This is a genomic window from Nocardia sp. NPDC087230 (assembly GCF_044744725.1).
In the GTDB taxonomy this organism is placed as follows: domain Bacteria; phylum Actinomycetota; class Actinomycetes; order Mycobacteriales; family Mycobacteriaceae; genus Nocardia; species Nocardia canadensis.
This window is the reverse complement of sequence record NZ_JBIUYV010000009.1, coordinates 124,828-144,590: the sequence shown is the minus strand read 5'-3', so window position 1 is coordinate 144,590 and position 19,763 is coordinate 124,828. Positions and strand designations below refer to the sequence as shown.

Genomic DNA, 19,763 nt, shown 5'->3' with positions numbered 1-19,763 from the left:
CCTCGTCCATTCACGAAATACGTTGCACCACAACACGGGAACGGGCCGCCGCACGCGGCTTCCCGTACCCGCCGACCCGAGCTCGGAAAGGTCTACGGGGATCAGTCGAAGAGGTCCGCGGTCTCCGCCGCGTCGATCGCGCGCCGCAGCCAAGCATCGAGCTGATTCAGGTCTCGGCAACCCTGGATACGTTCCCGCTGATCGTCGGAGACAGCGAGTCGACGGGCACCGAGGACCGTCAGGATGCTGGCCGCGGTGGCTTCTTCACGGCCCTCTTCACGGCCCTCTTCGCGGCCTTCTTGTCGACCCTGCTCGACATACTTACGGGCGATCCGGCCCTGGTATTCGTAGGTCATCGTCATCAATTCCTCCAACCGTCGGCTGGCCGCCTCGGACAACACCTCATCGACCAGGTCATGGTACATCCGCGCACGCTCGTCATCGGTCTTCGTCAGGCCGACGAGGAGAGCGGTGAAGACCTCGTCGGAGTGGGGGCCGTTGCCGTGCGCCATGGCTGAGAGGACCGCCCGTTCCGGGGAGGACGCGGCCTCCATGGGATCGGTCACCAGTGGCACGCGCTCGGGGCCGACGACCAGCGGCCGAAGGGCGAAGCCCGGGTGGCCGAGGTCGATCGGTTCGGCCGCCCAGGCCGCTACGCGAGTAGTGGAGACAACGACCAGGAGTACTACGGGACAGCGCAACCGGGCGCGCAATGTGGCCAGGTAGACCGGCCAGCTCCATCGCTTGTGCGGCTTCTCCGAGAGCTGGACCTCGACACAGATGCCGAGGACAGCAGCACCGTCTGCGTCGTGGAGACTGAGCGCCAGGTCGCCGCGGAACTCCTTGGGTCCGATATCGGAGAAGTCGCAAGGTTCGGCGGTCGCTCCGGTGTAGCCGGGCACGGGAACATCGCAGACTTCGGCGACCAGGGTGGCGGCCAATGTGAGGTCCGCGCGGAACAACTCCAGGACACCTTCGTGCAGGTAGCTGGGCATGCCAGGGACCCTAGGTCGCGAATTTCGTGATGCGCCAACAGCGTTCGGCGAGTCTGGTGCGCCGCGCCGTTTGCTGTCCGGAATATCCGGAGTCGAGTCGGCTTGGACGCGGGCGTGTCCGCAGCCCGCAGGCGCAGCGGAGATCGATCGATTGCCGCTGCCGCGCGGATCTGATCTATACGTAGGCGTATATCAGGGGTACGCTCCCTCCATACGCATCCGTACGGAGAGGGGTTTCTCATGCGAGTTCCGGCAGTGGCGCATACCGGGCGGGGGTGGCGTATCCACGAGATCACGCCGGATTTCGAGGTCGAGGACGTGTGGCGGTTTCGGACGCCGGGTGGGGCGGCGGGGGACTTTCCGGCGCTGCTCGCGGCGTTGCGAACGGCGCGGGCGTCGGAGTCTTCCGGGGTGAGCGGGGTGTTGTTCGAGATCCGGTGGAAGCTGGGGGCGGTGCTGGGGTGGGATCGGGAGGCGGCGGGGGCCGGGCGGCGGGTGGCGTCGTTGCGGGATCGGCTGCCCGCCGACCTGCGGGAACTGCCGCGACCCGACGACGCGGGGAGCCCGTTCACGAGCCTGTACGCGCTCGACGACGAGTACGCGGCCGAGATCGCCAACGGCACCGTGCACGGGGTGATGCACCTGGGGTGGGTGCCCGACGACGACGGGCCCGGCTACCACCTGCAGATGGCGGTGCTGGTGAAGCCGAACGGGGTGTTCGGGCGCGCCTATATGGCCTTCATCAAGCCGTTCCGCTACCTGATCGTCTATCCGGCGATGACCAGGAACTGGGAACGCGTGTGGACCGAGCTCGCGCTCACGCGCTGAGCGGGGCCGCCGTCACGCCGTAACCGAGATTGGTGAGCACCTCGCTGGTCGCCTTCGCGAAGTTGAGGGTGATGAAATGCAGGCAGGGGGCGCCCTCGTCGATCAGGCGCTGAGCCATCTCGGTGGCGATCTGGATGCCCTCGGCGCGCACGGCCGCCTTGTCCTCTTCGGGGCCGGTGCCCGCGGCGCGGGTCAGCCGGGCCAGCACCGACGGCTCCAGCGGACGGCCGCAGAGTTCCTCGGCGCGCTGCACGGTACGCAGCGAGGTGATCGGCATCAGCTCGGGAATGATCGGCTTGGCGCCCTCGATCGGGTCCATGGCCACCACCCGGTCCCGCAGCCGCAGGTAGTGCTCGACGTCGAAGAACATCTGGGTGATCGAATACTCCGCGCCCGCACGCAGTTTCGCGGCGAGCTGGCGGGTGTCGTGGTCGAGGTCGGGCGAGCGGTGGTGCCCCTGCGGGAACGAGGCGACACCGACGTGGAAGTCGCCCAGATCGCGCACGATGCGCACCAGTTCCTCGGCGTACTCGACGCCCTCGGGATGCTTGCGCCACTCCCCGAGCGGATCGCCCGGCGGGTCACCGCGCAGGACGAGCAGGTTGCGGATGCCGGAATCGGCGTAGGAGCCGACCAGCGCGCGCAACTCGTCGATGCTGTGACCGACGGCGGTGAGGTGGGCGACCGGGAGCAGCGTGGTCTCGGTGGCCAGCTCACCGGTGATCCGCACGGTGCGGTCCTTGGTGGAGCCGCCGGCGCCGTAGGTCATCGACACATAGGCCGGGTGCATGCACTCGAACTCGCGGACCGCGCGCCACAGCCGGGCCTCGCCCGCCGCGTCGCGGGGCGGATTGAACTCCACCGAGAAGGGCACGCCGCTGCCCGAGTGGGCACGCAGGCTCTGCACCACCGAGGGGGTGTTCGAGACGATCGACTGCTTCCGGGCGGGTCGATCAGGGGTCGAACGTCCCCGTCCATCGTCGAATGTCACCGGTTCAGTGTAGTGGTGCGCCCCGGCACCGCGGCGCCGACCGGGAATCGACGACCGCGACCGGCCGAAATCGGGCACGGACCTGCCGCTCGTTCGTCAAGTCCGCTGAACGCGATCCGCGCGAGGGGCAGACACCGCCGAATCGCCGGGTGTGGGGTCGGTCGCAGCGGCCGTGTGCGCCGACGACACCCCCGCGCCACCCGCGTATTCTGCGACGGAACGCCGGTGATCGCGCCGCCGCGTGCGATCGACGTCCATCCGCTCGCCCACTTCCGCACCTGGAGGCCACCCTGTCCGCCGGAATCGGTACCCCGCTTTCCCGGTCCGTCGCCGACACCCCGGCTTCGGTCGATCTCGTCACGCTCACGCCGGGCACGCCCGCGTTCGTCGCCGCGGTCGAGCAGGTGCTGGCCGATTTCTTCGCGTCCCGGCGCGAGATCGTCGAGCCGCTCGGCCCGGTCTTCGTCGACGCCGCCGAGGCGCTGGAACAGTTCGTCATCCGGGGCGGCAAGCGCACCCGGCCCGGCTTCGCCTGGACCGGCTGGCTCGGCGCGGGCGGCGATCCGGCCGGACCCGACGCGGCCGCGGTGCTCACCGCCTGCTCGGCGCTGGAACTTGTGCAGGCGTGCGCGCTGGTACACGACGACATCATCGACTCCTCGCAGACCCGGCGCGGCTACCCGACCGTGCACATCGAGTTCGAGGACCGGCACCGCGCGGCGGGCTGGCCCGGTGACGGCGCCGAGTACGGCCGCGCCGTCGCCATCCTGATCGGCGATCTCGCCCTGGCTTGGGCCGACGACCTGGTCCACGAGGCCGGGCTCGACCCCGCCGCGCTGGCCCGGTTCGCGCCGGTCTGGGCGCGGATGCGCACCGAGGTGCTGGGCGGGCAGTTGCTCGACATCAACGGCGAGGCCGGTGGCGACGAATCGGTGGAGGCCGCGCTGCGGATCAACCGGTACAAGACCGCCGCGTACACGATCGAACGCCCCTTGCACCTGGGCGCCGCGCTGGCCGGAGCCGACGACGCCCTGGTGGCGGCGCTGCGGACCTACGGCACCGATGTCGGCATCGCCTTCCAGCTGCGCGACGACCTGCTCGGGGTGTTCGGCGACCCCGCCGTCACCGGCAAGCCGTCCGGCGACGACCTGCGCGAAGGCAAGCGCACCGTGCTCATCGCGGAGGCGCTGCGGCGCGCCGAGCCGGCACCGGCGGCCCTGATCCGCACCGGGCTCGGCACCGATCTCGACGACGCGGCCGTGGACCGGCTGCGCGCGCTGCTCACCGAGCTCGGCGCGGTCGACGAGGTGGAGCGCCGGATCACCGAACTCACCGACACCGGCCTGCGCGCCGTGGCGACGAGCAGCGCGACCGCACAGGCCAAGCAATTACTGCACGACATGGCGCTGGCCGCCACCCGCCGAACCGCCTGAGCCCGCCGTGAAAAGCGTAGTGGGACAGACGAACCATGTCGTCGTGGTCGGCGCGGGCTTGGCCGGGCTGGCCGCGGCGCTGCATCTGCGCGGCGCGGGCCGCGAGGTGACCGTGCTCGAACGGGCCGATCATCCGGGCGGCCGGGTCGGGCGCTACCGGTTCGACGACTACGAGATCGACAACGGGGCCACCGTGCTCACGCTGCCGGAGCTGATCGACGAGGCGCTGGCCGCGGTCGGGCAGACGCGCGCGGACGTCGGCCTGCGCGTGCACCGCCTCGCGCCCGCCTATCACGCCCGCTACGCCGACGGCACCGACATCCGCGTCTACGACGACGCCGAGACGATGGCCACCGAGGTCGAGCGAGCTTGCGGACCGACCGAGGCCCGCAACTACCGGCGGCTGCGCGCCTGGCTGGGGCGGATCTACGACGCCGAGTACGACGAGTTCATGGACGCGAACTTCGATTCGCCGCTGGACCTGGTACGCAGCGGCGAAGCACGGGCGGGGCTGACGGCGCTCGCCCGCCTCGGCGGCTTCGGCAAGCTGGGACCGCGGGTGCGGTCCTACCTGCGCGACGAGCGGCTGGCCCGGCTGTTCACCTTCCAGGCGCTCTACGCGGGCACGGTGCCGGACAAGGCGCTGGCGCTCTACGGCGCGATCCCGAACATGGACACCTGCCTGGGCGTCTACTTCCCCGAGGGCGGCATGCGCGCGATCACCGCCGCGCTCGCCGAGGCGTTCACGGCGGCGGGCGGCAACCTGCTCCTCGGGGCCGAGGTCGTCGGGATCGACTATGCGGCCGGCACGCGCAAAGGCCGCCGCGCCGAGGCGGTTCGCACCGCCGACGGCCGCCGGGTCGCCTGCGATGCCGTCGTCCTCACCGCCGATCTCGGCGCACTGCCCCGATTCGGCCTGCGCCACCGGCGCGGTCTGCGGGCCTCACCGTCGGCGGTGGTAGCCCACGGCACGGTGCCCGCCGAGGTCGCCGCGCGGTGGCCGGTGCAGGCCCATCACACCATCGATTTCGGGGCCGCCTGGGCCACGACCTTCACCGAGATCGCCGCGCGCCGCGGCCGCGGACGGGTCATGAGCGATCCGTCCCTGCTGCTGACCCGGCCCGCGCTGACCGACACCGGTCTGTACGTCGAGCGCGCCGACGGCCGCCACGAACCGTTCTCGCTGCTCGCGCCGTGTCCCAACCTGGACGCCGCGCCGCTGGACTGGGACCGCCTCGCCCCGGCCTATCTGCGCGAACTGCTCGCGGAGCTGGAGCGGCGCGGCTACACCGGGATCGCCGAGCACTTCCGGATCGACCACGTCGACACTCCGGTCACCTGGGCGGCGCAGGGCATGATCGCCGGCACACCGTTCTCGGTGGCACACCTGTTCCGCCAAACGGGTCCGTTCCGGCCACGCAATCTGCCAAGGGGCGTGGACAACGTCGTTCTCGCAGGTTGCGGCACCACTCCGGGGGTGGGCGTGCCCACCACGTTGCTGTCGGGCAAGCTGGCCGCGGCACGAATCACCGGCAGCCGGACGCGCAACGCCACCGACCACCGGGCTAGTGTTCCAACGTGAAGCCGTAAACTGACGGCCGACTTATCAGCTCGCGGTTGCGACCGCCGACCATCCGGGGGGACCGACCGAACATGCCGCCCCCTGAGACGACCGTAGGCCCCATGGACACCACGCGCACCCTCGAGCCGCAGCGCCGCATGCCCACCGGGACCGATCCCGGCGTCCGGTCCCGGCTACGGACCGCGGGTGACTTCATCCGCAGTCCCGAAGGCCACGCGGCCGTCATGGGGTTCTTCGGCGCGGTCATGATCACCTTCGGCGGTTTCGGCGCGGGCGCCGTGCGCAAGCGCGACCCGCTGCTCGAGGCACTGCACCTGTCCTGGCTGCGGTTCGGCCACGGCTACGCGCTCTCGACGATCGTCATCTGGATCGGCGTCCTGCTGATGATCACGGCGTGGGTTCGGCTGGGCCGCAACACCCTCGGCAAGGACGGCGGGCACGTCACGCTGAACGAGCTGCGGGCCATCGTCGGCATCTGGATCACGCCGCTGCTGTTCGCGGCGCCGATGTTCAGTCGCGACGCCTACTCCTACCTCGCCCAGGGCGCGCTGCTGCGCGACGGCTACGACCCCTATCAGGTGGGTCCCGTCGCCAATCCCGGTGTGCTGCTGGACAACGTGAGCCCGGTCTGGACCACCACCACCGCGCCCTACGGCCCGATGTTCCTGCTCATCGGCCGGGTACTCACCATGCTCACCGGCGACAACGTCATCGCGGGCACCATCGCGCTGCGCGTCGTCATGCTGCCCGGCCTGGCGCTGATGATGTGGGCGGTGCCGTACCTGACCAAGCACCTGGGCGGGAAGCCGACCGTGGCGCTGTGGCTGGCGGTGCTCAATCCGCTGGTGCTGGTGCACCTGATCGGCGGCGTGCACAACGAGATGCTGATGGTCGGGCTGATGTGCGCGGGCATCGCGCTGGTGCTCGAACGCCACCATGTGGCCGGCATCGTGGTCGTCGCGATCGGCGTCGCCATCAAGGCCACCGCGGGCGTCGCGCTGCCGTTCCTGGTGTGGATCTGGATCCTGCACGAGAAGGAGCGTCGGGCCGCCGAACGGGGCGCCTCCGATCCCGAGGTGTCGGAAGACCAGAAGCATCCCGACGCGGCCCGCCCGTCGGCGGACATGCCGCATCCGCTGTTCGTCTTCGCCAAGATCGCCGGTATCGGTGTCGGGGTGTTCGCGCTGGTGTTCGGCGCCGCCTCGGTGATCGCGGGGGTCGGGTTCGGCTGGGTCACCGCGCTGCAGGGCTCCAACAAGATCATCAACTGGCTCTCGCTGCCGACGATCCTGGCGCACATGGTCACCTGGGTGACCCCGCTGCGCCTGGACTCCGTGCTCAGCGTGACCCGCGAACTGTGCAAGATCGCCCTGGTGGTGTTGCTGGTCGCCATCTGGTGGCGGTTCCGGCATTCCGAGCGGGAGGCCGTCCTCGGCATCGTGATCGCGTTCGTCGCGATCGTGCTGCTCTCCCCCGCCGCGCTGCCCTGGTACTACTCGTGGCCGCTGGCGCTGGCCGCCGGTTTCGCGCTGTCGACGGTGACCCTGCAGTGGCTGGTCGGGCTGTGCACCTGGTTGATGCTGGTGTTTCAGCCGGACGGGTCGATCGGGCTGTACAACTTCTGGCACGTCGCGCTGGCCACCTTCGCCGCCGTCGTGGCCGCGGTGTCGCTGCGGACCGTCGATCCCCTGCACCTGCGATCGGCCAGTTCCCGGCCCGTCACCAGGGAACCGGCGCCCACCGTCCGGGCATGAGCGATCGGGGTCCGGGCGCGGTCGCGCCGGAAGACCTGACCGGGCCGGCGGCCGACGCCGCCGTGATCCCGCTCGATGCCGCGTACGCGAGTTGTCGGCGCATCGCCGCCGAGCACGGTCGCACGTACTACCTGGCGACCACCCTGCTCACACCGCCGCGGCGCCGAGCCGTGCACGCGCTCTACGCCTTCGCGCGCATGGTGGACGACATCGTCGACCACGCCGACAACCCGGCCCGGGTCCTCGACCCCCGCGACGGCGCGTTCCTCGCCGGTTCGGAGCTGAGCCCGGCCCAGCACCTCGATCTGGTCGAACGGCAATTCCGGCTCGCCCTCGAACAGGGCGTGATCGATACCGGCGACCCGCGTCGTCGGCAGATCCTGACCGCCGCCGCCGACACCATCGCCCGCTACGACATCGCGCACACCCACTTCTGGACGTTCCTCGACGCCATGCGCATGGACGTGCCCGGCACCGACGGCCACCGCACCCGCTACGCCACCATGACCGAGTTGCGCGAGTACATGCGTGGTTCCGCCGCCGCCATCGGCCTGCAATTGCTGCCGGTGCTCGGCACGGTCGTCCCGGTCGCCGACGCCGAACCGGCCGCCGCCGCGCTGGGCGAGGCCTTCCAGCTCACCAACTTCCTGCGCGATGTCGGTGAGGACCTCGACCGCGACCGGATCTACCTGCCCACCGAGGAGCTGGCCGCCTTCGGCGTCGACGAAGCCCACCTGCGCGCGTGCCGTGCCACCGGGCGCACCGATCAGCCGCTGCGCCGCGCGCTGGCACATCTGATCGCCGTCAATCGCGATGTCTACCGCCGCGCGGAGCCCGGTATCGCGCTGCTCGAGCCCCGGGTCCGGCCGGCGATCCGCACGGCGGCGGCGCTCTACGCCGAGATCCTCGACCGTATCGAGGGGGCCGACTTCCAGGTGTTCCAGCGAAGGGCGACGGTGCCCAACCGTCGGCGAATCCTGTTCGCCGCCAAGGGGTTCGCCACCGTACGGCGCTGACGCGGCCGGGCGGCCCGCGGCGTCACATCATCGGACTGCCGCGATCTCGGGCCGTCCGCCGACGTGCCAAGCCCCGGCACCGACCGATGCCGTCGGTTCAGCCCGCGATCTCAGGGCGTTCGGCCAGGCCCAGGCGCAGGTGCTCGCTGTGGTAGACAGCCTCGTCGAGCAACTGGGCGACGTGCTGGTCGTAGAGGCTGTAGACGATGCTGCGGCCGGCGCGGGTGCCGGTGACCAGGCCCAGATTGCGCAGCAGCCGCAGCTGATGCGACACCGCGGACTGCTCCATTCCCACCGCCTCGGCGAGTTCGGTGACCGGTCGGGACCCCTGGCGCAGTTCGGACAGGATCAGCAGTCGGCTCGGGGTGGCCAACGCTTGCAGGGTGGTCGCCACGTGCGCGGCGGCCGCGGCGTCCAGCCGCGTCGCCGGACGGCCGCCTTCCACACCGTGTCCCATGGCGTGGAGTGTAGCGGACCAGCACACATGAATATCTCTTCATATGATCTGTTATTCTCGGGTCCTCGTTCCCCGCCTCGGAGGTGCCCTGTGGTCTCGTCCACCGCCACGCCGACCCGCGCCGTCACCGCGTCCCGCGCTTCGACCACGCGGACCGGACTGTTCGCGATTCCCGAGATGCGCTGGGCCGCCACGGCGACCGCGCTGTTCGCGCTCGGTCTGCTCGCGAAGCTGACCGGCGGACCGTCCTGGCTGTGGTGGTCGCTGCTGCTGGCCTGCTACCTCGCCGGCGGCTGGGAACCGGGTCTGGCAGGTCTGAAAGCGTTGCGGGACAAGACCCTCGACGTGGATCTGCTGATGGTGGCGGCCGCACTCGGGGCGGCGGCGATCGGCCAGGTCGTGGACGGGGCGCTGCTCATCGTCATCTTCGCGACCTCGGGTGCGCTCGAGGCGCTGGCGACCACGCGCACCGAGGACTCGGTGCGCGGCCTGCTCACCCTCGCCCCCGACACCGCGACCCGGCTCACCGACGACGGTGAACAGACCGTCGCCGCCGTCGATCTCGCGATCGGCGAGGTGATCCTGATCCGTCCCGGCGACCGGATCGCCGCCGACGGGCGGGTCGTCGACGGGGCGAGCGAGGTCGACCAGGCCACCATCACCGGTGAACCCCTGCCGGTGGACAAGGCCACCGGCGACGAGGTGTTCGCCGGGACGCTCAACGGCACCGGCGCGCTGCGGGTCCGGGTCGAGCGCCGGGCCGAGGATTCGGTGGTCGCGCGGATCGCGGCGCTGGTCGAGGAGGCGGGTCGCACCAAGGCCAGGACCCAGCTGTTCATCGAGAAGATCGAGCAGCGCTATTCGATCGGCATGGTCGTCGCGACGCTGGCCGTCTTCATCGTTCCGCTGATCTACGGTGCGCCGCTGCGGGATTCCCTGTTGCGCGCGATGACGTTCATGATCGTCGCCTCCCCCTGCGCGGTGGTCCTGGCCACGATGCCGCCGCTGCTGGCCGCGATCGCCACCGCGGGCCGCCACGGCGTGCTGGTGAAGTCGGCCGTGGTGATGGAACAGCTGGGCGCGACCACCCGGGTCGCCTTCGACAAGACCGGCACGCTCACCCGCGGCATCCCGGACCTCGTGGAGATCCACCCGCTGCCGGGCAGTGCGGTCTCCGAGGATCAGATCCTGCGCCTGGCCGCCGCGGTCGAGCACCCGAGCGAACATCCGCTGGCCGCGGCGACCGTCCGCGCTGCCCGGCAGCGGGGTCTGGACCTCCCCGTCGTCCACGACTTCGCCGCACAACCCGGTCGTGGCGTGTCGGGGCGGGTCGACGGCCACCACCTGCGCATCGGCTCGCCCACCGTGCTCACCGGCGATCTCAGCTCGGTCGCGGACGCCGCGCGAGTGCGGCACGGGTCCAGCGCCAGGCCGACGCGCTCGATCGCCGCCGCGGACATCGTCGCGTCGGTGCAGTCCCGTGGCCGCACGGCGGTCGTGATGCTGCGCGACGACGAACCGGTGGCGGTGCTCGGCTTCACCGATCAGGTCCGCCCCGAGGCGGCGGGCGCGGTGGCCGCGCTTGCCGAATCCACCGGCAGCACACCGGTTCTGCTGACCGGCGACAACCCCGCCACCGCGGACCGGCTCGCCCGGCAGCTCGGGATCGGCGAGATGCGCGCCGGGCTGCTGCCGCACGACAAGGTCACGGCCGTGCGGGAGCTGGCCGCGGGCGGCCACCGGGTGACCATGGTCGGTGACGGGATCAACGACGCGCCCGCCCTGGCCGCCGCACACGTGGGGATCGCGATGGGAGGCGCGGGCTCGGATCTGACGGTGCGGACCGCGGACGCCATCGTCGTCCGGGACGACCTGACCACCATCCCGGCCGTCATCGCGCTGTCACGGCGCGCGCGCCGGGTGGTGCTGGCCAACCTCGCCATCGCGGCGAGCTTCCTCGGCGTCCTGGTCGTCTGGGACCTGGTCGGTCATCTCCCCTTGCCGCTCGGCGTGCTCGGGCACGAGGGTTCGACGGTCCTCGTCGGCCTCAACGGCCTGCGACTGCTGCGCTCGTCCGCCTGGCGGCGGGCACACGATCAGGCGGCCGGACGCGGCGCATCCTGAGCGCTGGCGTCTGCCCGGGGCCGCAGGTCTGAGCCACGTACCCGGCGCGCCGCCGACCGGGCTCAGGCGCAGGTCGACAGACGCGCACCGAGGCCCGCTGACGAGGATCAGGGCTGGAGCGACGGACGCCGGCTATCGGCCGCCGACCGGACACGCCATGGGCCGGGCCGGCGGGCGGCGGCAGGAACGCGCGGGATCAGAAGGGTTCGGCGGCGGCGCGGCGGACGACCTCGCGCGCCAGCGGGCCGTGCAGGGCGTCGACGGGGCGGCCGGGCAGCGAGTCGTCCTCGGTGTAGATCCAGCGCAGGATGTCCTCGTCGGAGTACTTGCCGTCGCGCATCACGGTGATGAGGCCGGGCAGCATCCGGACGATCTCGTCGTTGTCGTCGAAGAAGCGGGACGGAATGCCGGCGACGCCGTTGCGGCGGATCGCGAGGAGCTGGTGGTCACGCAGCAACTGGTGCACCGCGGTGACCGGGATACCGAGTATGTCGGCGGCCTCGGGGAGCGAGACGACGGTTTCGGTGTCGGGCAGCACATCGTCGCTGCAAGGGAAGGCACTCACTCGCACAACCGTAGTACGTGCGACCTCGCGTGCATCGGCTGGCATGCCATCATGACCCGGTTACGATCGTGGGGGCCGCACACGGTGGCCTGGTCGCTTGTCGCAGTGTCGCGAGGGGTGAGAAGTTTGTGAAAGCCGGAGGACATCACTTGATCGGCCAGATGCTGGAAGGGCGCTATCGCATCGATGCGCCGATCGCTCGCGGCGGGATGTCGATGGTGTTCCGGGGCACCGACACCCGGCTGGATCGCCCGGTGGCGGTCAAGGTGATGGATCCGAAGTTCGCCGGCGACCCCCAGTTCCTGACCCGCTTCGAGTTCGAGGCGCGCGCGGTGGCCAAGCTGAAGCACCCCTCGCTGGTGGCCGTCTACGACCAGGGCGTCGACGGCGAGTACCCCTTCCTGATCATGGAACTGGTCGAGGGCGGCACGCTGCGCGAACTGCTGCGCGAGCGCGGCCCGATGCCGCCGCACGCGGTGCGCGCCGTCGCCGAGCCGGTCCTGCGCGCCATCGGCACCGCCCACGACGCCGGGCTCGTGCACCGCGACATCAAGCCGGAGAACGTCCTGATCTCCGACGCCGGCGAGGTGAAGATCGCCGACTTCGGCCTGGTCCGCGCCGTCGCCGCCGCCAACACCACCTCGGCCAGCGTCATCCTCGGTACCGCCGCCTACCTGGCGCCCGAGCAGGTCACCACCGGCACCGCCGACGCCCGCAGCGATGTGTACTCCTTCGGCATCCTGATCTTCGAACTGCTCACCGGCCGGGTGCCGTTCACCGGCGACAACTCGCTGTCGGTGGCGTATCAGCGGGTCGAGAACGACGTGCCGCCGCCGAGCCAGTTCATCGGCGGCGTGCCGCCGGAACTCGACGCCCTGGTCGCCAAGGCCACCTCTCGCGATCCGGAGCGCCGCTACGCCGACGCCAACGAGATGGCCGCGCAGCTGCAGATGATCGCCATGGAGCTGAATCTGCCGCCGTACCGGGTTCCGGCGCCCCGCGATTCGGCCGAGCACCTCAGCGAGAGCTACCGCACCGGCGACGCACACCACCCCGGAGACCGCCCGGTCACCCCGAATCCCGTTGTCGCGCACGCGATGCCGAACGCCCAGCCACAGCACACCAGGGTGGTCACCGCGCCTCGCCCGCGCCCCGACGACTACCAGCACGCGCACTCCCCCGCACCACAGCACAACCCGTTCGCGTCCAACGAGAATCCCTCGCGCCGCACCGGCGTGGTCTGGGCCGCGATCGTCACCGCGCTGACCCTGCTGGTCGGCATCGGCGGCTGGTGGCTGGGCGTGGGCCGCTACACGGCCGTGCCGCCGATCGCGGGCATGGACTCCGAACGCGCCGTGGCGGTGCTGCAGGAGGCCGGTTTCGAGACGGTGCTGCGCAACAAGGCCTCCGACACCATCCCGGTGGGCGGCGTGGTCGGCACCGATCCGTCGGCCGGGTCGCGGGTCACCAAGAGCTCGACCATCGCGGTGCTGATCTCCAACGGCAAGCCCCGCGTGCCCGACATCACGCCGGGCGACCAGATCAGCGCCACCAACCAGGCCATCCGCGACGCGGGCTTGCAGCCGATCGACAGCGGCGAGGCCCCGAGCACCGCTCCGAAGGGCTCGCTGGCCAAAGTGGAACCGGCGCCGGGCACCATCCTGCCGATGGGCGCCCAGGTCAAGGTGTACCGCAGCAAGGGCTCGCAGCCGGTCAACGTGCCGGACGTGCGCGGCAAGACCGCCGAGGAGGCGGCCAGAGCCCTGACCACCGCCGGGCTGACCGTGCGCGAGACCCGCGTGCAATACGACAAGAGCATCGAGGGCGACAAGGCGATCGGCACCGACCCCGCCGTCGGCACCACCCTGCAGTCCGGCGACAGCGTGACGCTGATCGTGTCGAACGCGGTGAAGGTGCCCAATGTGATGGGTCAGACCGTCGGCAACGCCCGCAGCAAACTCCAGCAGCTGGGCCTGCGGGTGGAGGTCAAGTCCATCACCGACTCCGACAGTTCCCTGGTGATCGGCCAGGTCCCTGGCTTCAACTCGAACGTGGAAGCGGGCAGCGTCGTGACGCTCACCGCCCTGCCTTGAAGAGATCCGGCCCCGGACAAAGACGACAAGGACAAGGACAAGGACAAGCCTGGGCGCGGTCACCGCTGACCGCGCCCAGGCACACACCGCACTCCCGGCCCCGCACATCCCGGCCTCGAGGAGGGATCGCCGCGCAGCGGCGGTTCGAGCGCGCCAGCGCTCCGAACTAGCGCAGCATCTCGGCGACCAGGAACGACAGCTCCAGCGACTGCTGGGTGTTCAGGCGCGGGTCGCACGCGGTCTCGTAGCGGTCCTCGAGGTCGAGGTCGGAGATGTCCTGCGCGCCGCCCAGGCACTCGGTGACGTTCTCGCCGGTCAGCTCGATGTGCAGGCCGCCGGGGTGGGTGCCCAGCGCGTGGTGCACCTCGAAGAAGCCCTGCACCTCGTCGACGATGCGGTCGAAGTGGCGGGTCTTGAAGCCGGTGGAGGACTCGTGGGTGTTGCCGTGCATCGGGTCGCACTGCCAGATGACCTGGTGGCCGGTGGCCTGCACCTTCTCGATGATGGGCGGCAGCACGTCGCGCACCTTGCCATTGCCCATGCGGGCGACCAGGGTGAGCCGACCGGGCTCGTTGTGCGGGTCGAGCCGCTCGACGTACTCCACGGCCTGATCGGGCGTGGTGGTCGGCCCGATCTTCAGGCCGATCGGGTTGGCCAGCAACTCGGCCAGCGCGATGTGCGCGCCGTCGAGCTGACGGGTGCGCTCGCCGATCCACAGGAAGTGCGCCGAGAGGTCGTAGAGCAGCGGCTCGCCGGTCTCGGACTCGCTCAGCCGCAGCATCGCGCGCTCGTAGTCGAGCACCAGCGCCTCGTGCGAGGCGTAGATGCGGGCCGACTTCAGGCTCGGGTCGTTGACCTGACAGGCGGTCATGAAGCGCAGGCCGCGGTCGATCTCCTCGGCCAGCGCCTCGTAGCGGGCGCCGGCGGGCGACTGGGCGACGAAGTCGCGGTTCCAGTCGTGCACCTGGTGCAGGTCGGCCATGCCCGCGGTGGTCAGCGCGCGGACCAGGTTCATCGCGGCGCTGGCGTTGGCGTAGGCGCGGACCAGGCGCGAGGGGTCGTGGCGGCGCAGCTGCTGGTCGGCGACCAGGGAGTTGACCATGTCACCGCGGTAGGAGGTGAGCCCGAGCGCGTCGGTGTCCGAGGAGCGCGGCTTGGCGTACTGCCCGGCGATGCGCGCGACCTTCACCACCGGCAGGCTCGCGCCGTAGGTGAGCACGACGGCCATCTGCAGCAGGGTGCGGATATTGCCGCGGATGTGCGGCTCGGTGTTGTCGGCGAAGGTCTCCGCGCAGTCACCGCCCTGCATGAGGAACGCCTCGCCGCGCGCGACGGCGGCGAGCTGGGTCTTGAGCTCCTCCACCTCGGCGGGCAGGCAGATCGGCGGCACGCTCTCGAGCACGGTACGCATCGTCGCGGCCTCGTCGGCGTCCCAGGACGGCTGCTGCAGCGCGGGCCGGGCCAGGGCGGCGTCGAGCCGGTGGCGCAGCTCGGCGGGCAGCGGCGGCAGTTCCGGCAGGCGGTCAATGGGTACGTCGACGGTCCAGGTCACCAGATCAGAATACGGCTTTCGCCGCCCGGCGAATATCCGGCGTACCGGCTACCCGTTCGTCGCGTCCCCGAACCATCGACATAGGGTTTCTCCCGACCCATCGTGGGTCACGGACCGCGTCGTCCTCCTCGGACGGTCACGGCCGCCCACCGGCACGAAGAGGCGATCTCCCTGCGATATTTCTACGACTCCGAATTCATCGAGGACGGCACCACGATCGATCTGATCTCGATCGGCGTCGTCTGCGAGGACGGTCGCGAGTACTACGCGGTCTCCACCGAATTCGACGCGGGACGGGCCGGTCCGTGGGTGCGCAAACATGTGCTGCCGAAGTTGCCGCCGGCGGGATCGCGGCTGTATCGCACCAGGGCGCAGATCCGCGACGACCTGTTCAAGTTCTTCCTGCCCCGCCCGAGCGTGCAGCCGGAGCTGTGGGCCTGGGTCTCAGCCTACGACCACGTCGCGCTGTGCCAGCTCTGGGGCGATATGACCGCGCTGCCCAAGGGCATGCCGCGCTACACCAACGAGCTGCGCCAGCACTGGGCCGCGCACGGCAGCCCCGAACTGCCGCCGATCCCCGACGACGCCCACGACGCGCTGGCCGACGCCCGGCACAACCTGGCCAAGTTCGAGGCGATCGAGGCCTACCGGCGCACCCCACGGCTGTAGCGACCGAGATGACGAGGAAGGCCCCGAGTCGTAGCGACTCGGGGCCTTCCTCGTGTGCGTCGGTGCGCGGTCAGTGACCGTGCGGCTCGTCACCGTTGGCGCGGGCCTGCTCCTCGGCGAGGGCCGTGAGCATCTTGTGCTCCTCGACGTGCTCGTTCTCGAAGTAGGCGTCGGACTCCGCCTTCGGGTCGGGGCGCAGGAAGCTACCCGTGCCCGGCTTGCCCGCCGAACCCAGCTTGTTCATCTTCTTGGGCACCGGGGCGCCCTGGTACTCCAGCGGGATCGCGTGGCCGTGGTCGTCGACCGGGCCCAGCGGCTGGTGCACCTCGATGTACTCACCGTGCGGCAGGCGCTTGATGACACCGGTCTCGATGCCGTGCTCGAGCACCGCGCGGTCACTGCGCTGCAGGCCGATGCAGAACCGGTAGGCCACGAAGTAGGCCAGCGGCGGCAGCAGCAGCACGCCGATACGACCGATCCAGGTGGTCGCGTTCAGCGAGATGTCGAACTTCAGCGCGATGATGTCGTTGACGCACGACAGCGTGAGCACCACGTAGAACGCGATGGCCATGGCACCGATGGCGGTACGCACCGGCACGTCGCGCGGACGCTGCAGCAGGTTGTGGTGCGCGGTGGTGTCGCCGGTGAGGCGCTTCTCGATCCACGGGTAGGCGATCAGCAGCGTGAACACCAAGCCCATGACGAGGGCGACCCAGAACACCGCCGGGATCGTGTAGCGACCCAGGTAGAGCTCCCACGGCGGCATCAGACGCGCCATGCCGTCGGTCCACATCATGTAGAAGTCGGGCTGCGAGCCCGCCGAGACCTGGGACGGGTTGTACGGACCCAGGTTCCAGATCGGGTTGATCTGCAGGATGCCGCCCATGATGCCGACGATGCCGAGGGTGAACGCGAAGAACGCGCCCTGGTCCGCGGCGAACACCGGCACGATGCGCGCGCCGACCACGTTGTTCTCGGTCCGGCCGGGGCCGGGGAACTGGGTGTGCTTCTGGTACCAGACCAGCGCGACGTGCGCGCCGATCAGCGCCAGGATGATGCCGGGCAGCAGCAGCACGTGCGCGATGTAGAGGCGCGGGATGATGATGTCGCCGGGGAAGTCGCCGCCGAACATCAGCCAGTGCAGCCAGGTACCGACGACCGGGACACCGATGGTGATACCCGAGAACGCGGCGCGCAGACCGGTACCCGAGAGCAGGTCGTCGGGCAGCGAGTAGCCGAAGAAGCCCTCGAACATCGCCAGGATCAGCAGCAGCGAGCCGATCACCCAGTTCGCCTCACGCGGCTTGCGGAACGCGCCGGTGAAGAAGATGCGGAACAGGTGGATGATGATCGACGCCGCGAACAGCAGGGCCGCCCAGTGGTGGATCTGCCGGACGAACAGACCGCCGCGCACCTCGAAGGAGATGTTCAGCGCGGTCTCGTACGCCCGCGACATGCCGACGCCGCGCAGCGGCTGGTAGGCGCCGTCGTAGGTCACGTGCGCCATCGACGGGTCGAAGTACAGCGTCAGGTAGATACCCGACAGCAGCAGGATGATGAACGCGTACAGCGCGATCTCACCGAGCAGGAACGACCAGTGGGTCGGGAAGACCTTGTTGATCGACCGCTTCATGAACGCGGCGGCGCGATACCGCTCGTCCATCTCGTTGGCTTGGTTCGCCACCAGAGTGCTCATGAACGACGCTCCCAGAAGGCCGGGCCGAGCGGCTCGATGAAGTCGCCGTTGGCGACCAGGAAGCCCTCGGAGTTGACGGTGATCGGCAGCTGCGGGAGCGCGCGGGCGGCCGGACCGAAGACCGGCTTACCCCACTCGGTCGCCGAGAACTGCGACTGGTGGCAGGGGCACAGGATCCGGTTGGTCTGCTGCTCGAACAGCGAGGTGGGGCAGCCGAGGTGGGTGCAGATCTTCGAGTAGGCGAAGTAGTCGCCGTAGTTGAAGCTCTCCTGGCCCTTGCGCTTGATGGCCTTCTCCGCGTCCGCGGTGCGCAGACGGATCAGCATGACCGCGTTGCGGATGCCGCGCAGCGACTGCAGCGTCTCGTGCTCGTTGCCGCGCCACTTCTCCTTCCACGGGAAGACGGTCTCCATGGCGCCCGCGTCCAGGTCCTCCGGACGCACCAGCACGACATCCTGCGGGCGACCGGTGTCGCGGCGGATGTAGACGGTCTCGCCCGGGAAGTCCGGGGTCCAGCCCGAGACCCACAGCGGCGACTTGTCGCGCTTGGCCCACGGGTTCTTCACCATGCCGCCGACGAACACCAGCAGCGCGCCGATACCCAGCACGCCGACGCCGGCGCCCGCGGTACCGAGCATCATCTTGCGGCGACCCAGGGTGGAGGTGTCGAGCGCGTCCTGCAGCTCGGCCGCCAGGGTGCGGCGCTCGACCTCGTCGGACGGGCCGTCGTGGCGCTGCTGGATCGAGATCTCGGCGGGGATGAACCGCTTGCGGATCAGCACCACCGCGATGCCGATGACCAGCACCGAGATGCCGAAGGTCAGACCGACCAGCGGGGTGAACAGCGAGTAGGCGGCATGGCCTTCGTCGCCGTTGCCCTTCCACTCCCACGGCCAGAACAGGAAGACACCGATCAGCGCGGCGGCGGCCAGGCCGGAGATGGCGAACCAGAACGTGACCGCGCGCTCGGCGCGCTTCTCCGCGCGCGTGCCGGGGACCGGCCAGCGCTCGCCGCGGTACGCGACGTCGACGCCGTCGCGCGCGGTACCGAGCTCGACCAGCTCGTCACGCGTCATCGCGTCCAGTTCGGCTTCGGTCGGTTCCCGACCCATGTCGTTGTGCTCCTGTCCACTCATGTGCGAGATCCGATCCACATCGCGGCACCCACCACGGCGGTGATGCCGATAACCCAGATCGCCAGACCCTCGGTCGCCGGGCCGAAACCGCCGAGGTCCCAGCCGCCGGGCGACTTCTCTTCCGCGGCGTTCTTGACGTAGGCGACGATGTCGCGCTTCTCCTCCGGCGTCAGCTGCCGGTCGGAGAACTTCGGCATGTTCTGCGGGCCGGTGAGCATGGCGTCGTAGATCTGCTGCTCGTTGGCCTCGGCCAGCGGCGGGGCGAACTTGCCGCCGGACAGCGCGCCACCACGGGCGGTGAAGTTGTGGCAGGAGGCGCAGTTCATGCGGAACAGCTCCGAGCCGCGGGCGATGTCGTCGCCACGCAGCGATTCCTGCGCGATCTCACCGTTGGCGTCGCGGATCACCGAGGGGCCACCGCCGTTGGCGGCGACGAACGCGCCGAGCGCGTCGGTCTGATGCGCGTCGAACTTCTCGGGCTTGCGCATGGCCTGGGCCTCGTTGCGCACCATCGGCATGCGGCCGGAGGATACCTGGAAGTAGACGGCGGCTTCGCCGACGCCGATCAGGCTGGGGCCACGATCCTCGACACCCTGCAGGTTCGCGCCGTGGCAGGTGATGCACGAGGTCTCGTAGAGCTGCTTGCCCTCGCGGATCAGCGCGGACTGGTCCTCGTGCGCGGTGGCGACCTGAGGCGCGGGGGTGAGTGCCGCGGCGAGGAAGCCGGCTCCGACCAGACCAACCAGCAACGCGAGGCCACCCGCGATACGACGGCGAACGCGACGCTGCTTACGCGCCTTGGTGGCCTGACCGTGGTCAGGGCCGGCGGGCTCGGGGGCCGACGGGGGAGATGAACTCATCTGTGTCCCTTT

Annotated in this window: 16 protein-coding genes; 8 read left to right on the top strand and 8 right to left on the bottom strand. The window is 70.3% G+C overall.

Going from position 1 to position 19,763, the window contains the following annotated elements:
• Positions 1-101: 101 nt before the first annotated feature.
• On the bottom strand, positions 102-941 hold the full coding sequence (locus tag ACIO52_RS26235; RefSeq protein WP_402647558.1) for a hypothetical protein: 840 nt from the start codon (positions 939-941) through the stop codon (positions 102-104).
• A 294-nt stretch (positions 942-1,235) separates the two neighbouring features.
• Here ACIO52_RS26235 and ACIO52_RS26230 point away from each other — a divergent pair, with 294 nt between their 5' ends.
• The gene (locus tag ACIO52_RS26230; RefSeq protein ID WP_218717249.1) at positions 1,236-1,823 is read left to right on the top strand and encodes a DUF2867 domain-containing protein; all 588 of its coding nucleotides are present in this window, start codon (positions 1,236-1,238) and stop codon (positions 1,821-1,823) included.
• Here the strand turns inward: ACIO52_RS26230 and ACIO52_RS26225 are convergent.
• On the bottom strand, positions 1,813-2,814 hold the full coding sequence (locus ACIO52_RS26225) for a methylenetetrahydrofolate reductase (protein WP_374104835.1): 1,002 nt from the start codon (positions 2,812-2,814) through the stop codon (positions 1,813-1,815). The two genes, ACIO52_RS26230 and ACIO52_RS26225, sit on opposite strands and share 11 nt — an antisense overlap.
• Before the next feature lie 278 nt (positions 2,815-3,092).
• Between ACIO52_RS26225 and ACIO52_RS26220 the strand changes: the two genes are divergently transcribed.
• From ACIO52_RS26220 to ACIO52_RS26205, 4 genes are all read left to right on the top strand, one after another.
• Positions 3,093-4,247, top strand: a complete 1,155-nt coding sequence (locus tag ACIO52_RS26220) for a polyprenyl synthetase family protein (RefSeq protein ID WP_402647703.1) — start codon at positions 3,093-3,095, stop codon at positions 4,245-4,247.
• 19 nt (positions 4,248-4,266) lie between these two features.
• A complete protein-coding gene (gene crtI, locus ACIO52_RS26215) occupies positions 4,267-5,829 on the top strand; it encodes a phytoene desaturase family protein (RefSeq protein WP_402647554.1) in 1,563 nt (520 codons plus the stop codon).
• A gap of 101 nt (positions 5,830-5,930) precedes the next feature.
• Positions 5,931-7,583 (top strand): alpha-(1->6)-mannopyranosyltransferase A, encoded by a 1,653-nt coding sequence (locus tag ACIO52_RS26210; protein ID WP_402647551.1) that lies wholly within the window; start codon positions 5,931-5,933, stop codon positions 7,581-7,583.
• A 62-nt stretch (positions 7,584-7,645) separates the two neighbouring features.
• Positions 7,646-8,599 carry a phytoene/squalene synthase family protein gene (locus ACIO52_RS26205; RefSeq protein ID WP_402647700.1) on the top strand — a complete coding sequence of 318 codons (954 nt, stop codon included), beginning with the start codon at positions 7,646-7,648 and terminating at the stop codon, positions 8,597-8,599.
• Positions 8,600-8,696: 97 nt separating this feature from the next.
• Here ACIO52_RS26205 and ACIO52_RS26200 read toward each other — a convergent pair whose 3' ends face one another.
• Entirely contained in the window at positions 8,697-9,056 is a 360-nt protein-coding gene (locus ACIO52_RS26200; RefSeq protein ID WP_402647548.1) for an ArsR/SmtB family transcription factor, read from the bottom strand.
• A 90-nt stretch (positions 9,057-9,146) separates the two neighbouring features.
• On the opposite strand from ACIO52_RS26200, the gene ACIO52_RS26195 reads away from it, so the two are divergent.
• Positions 9,147-11,180, top strand: a complete 2,034-nt coding sequence (locus ACIO52_RS26195; RefSeq protein WP_402647545.1) for a heavy metal translocating P-type ATPase — start codon at positions 9,147-9,149, stop codon at positions 11,178-11,180.
• Positions 11,181-11,376: 196 nt separating this feature from the next.
• On the opposite strand, the gene ACIO52_RS26190 is transcribed toward ACIO52_RS26195, so the two are convergent.
• Positions 11,377-11,745 carry an Rv2175c family DNA-binding protein gene (locus tag ACIO52_RS26190; protein WP_218717256.1) on the bottom strand — a complete coding sequence of 123 codons (369 nt, stop codon included), beginning with the start codon at positions 11,743-11,745 and terminating at the stop codon, positions 11,377-11,379.
• Positions 11,746-11,873: 128 nt separating this feature from the next.
• On the opposite strand from ACIO52_RS26190, the gene pknB reads away from it, so the two are divergent.
• The gene (pknB, locus tag ACIO52_RS26185; RefSeq protein ID WP_218717257.1) at positions 11,874-13,838 is read left to right on the top strand and encodes a Stk1 family PASTA domain-containing Ser/Thr kinase; all 1,965 of its coding nucleotides are present in this window, start codon (positions 11,874-11,876) and stop codon (positions 13,836-13,838) included.
• 166 nt (positions 13,839-14,004) lie between these two features.
• Here the strand turns inward: pknB and ACIO52_RS26180 are convergent, their stop codons facing one another.
• Positions 14,005-15,390 (bottom strand): class II 3-deoxy-7-phosphoheptulonate synthase, encoded by a 1,386-nt coding sequence (locus ACIO52_RS26180; protein ID WP_218717258.1) that lies wholly within the window; start codon positions 15,388-15,390, stop codon positions 14,005-14,007.
• A gap of 171 nt (positions 15,391-15,561) precedes the next feature.
• Here ACIO52_RS26180 and ACIO52_RS26175 point away from each other — a divergent pair, with 171 nt between their 5' ends.
• Positions 15,562-16,059, top strand: coding sequence for a polyadenylate-specific 3'-exoribonuclease AS (locus tag ACIO52_RS26175; RefSeq protein ID WP_402647697.1), 498 nt, complete (start codon positions 15,562-15,564; stop codon positions 16,057-16,059).
• A gap of 70 nt (positions 16,060-16,129) precedes the next feature.
• Here ACIO52_RS26175 and ACIO52_RS26170 read toward each other — a convergent pair whose 3' ends face one another.
• The 3 genes from ACIO52_RS26170 to ACIO52_RS26160 are packed head-to-tail and all read right to left on the bottom strand — an operon-like array spanning position 16,130 to position 19,751.
• Positions 16,130-17,755 (bottom strand): cytochrome bc complex cytochrome b subunit, encoded by a 1,626-nt coding sequence (locus ACIO52_RS26170; protein WP_218717259.1) that lies wholly within the window; start codon positions 17,753-17,755, stop codon positions 16,130-16,132.
• The gene (locus ACIO52_RS26165) at positions 17,752-18,891 is read right to left on the bottom strand and encodes a ubiquinol-cytochrome c reductase iron-sulfur subunit (RefSeq protein WP_255587357.1); all 1,140 of its coding nucleotides are present in this window, start codon (positions 18,889-18,891) and stop codon (positions 17,752-17,754) included. Before ACIO52_RS26165 ends, ACIO52_RS26170 begins: the two co-directional genes overlap by 4 nt.
• Complete coding sequence (locus ACIO52_RS26160) at positions 18,888-19,751, bottom strand: c-type cytochrome (protein ID WP_218717260.1); 864 nt, start codon at positions 19,749-19,751, stop codon at positions 18,888-18,890. The genes ACIO52_RS26165 and ACIO52_RS26160 overlap by 4 nt, the downstream gene beginning before the upstream one ends.
• Positions 19,752-19,763: the final 12 nt, after the last annotated feature.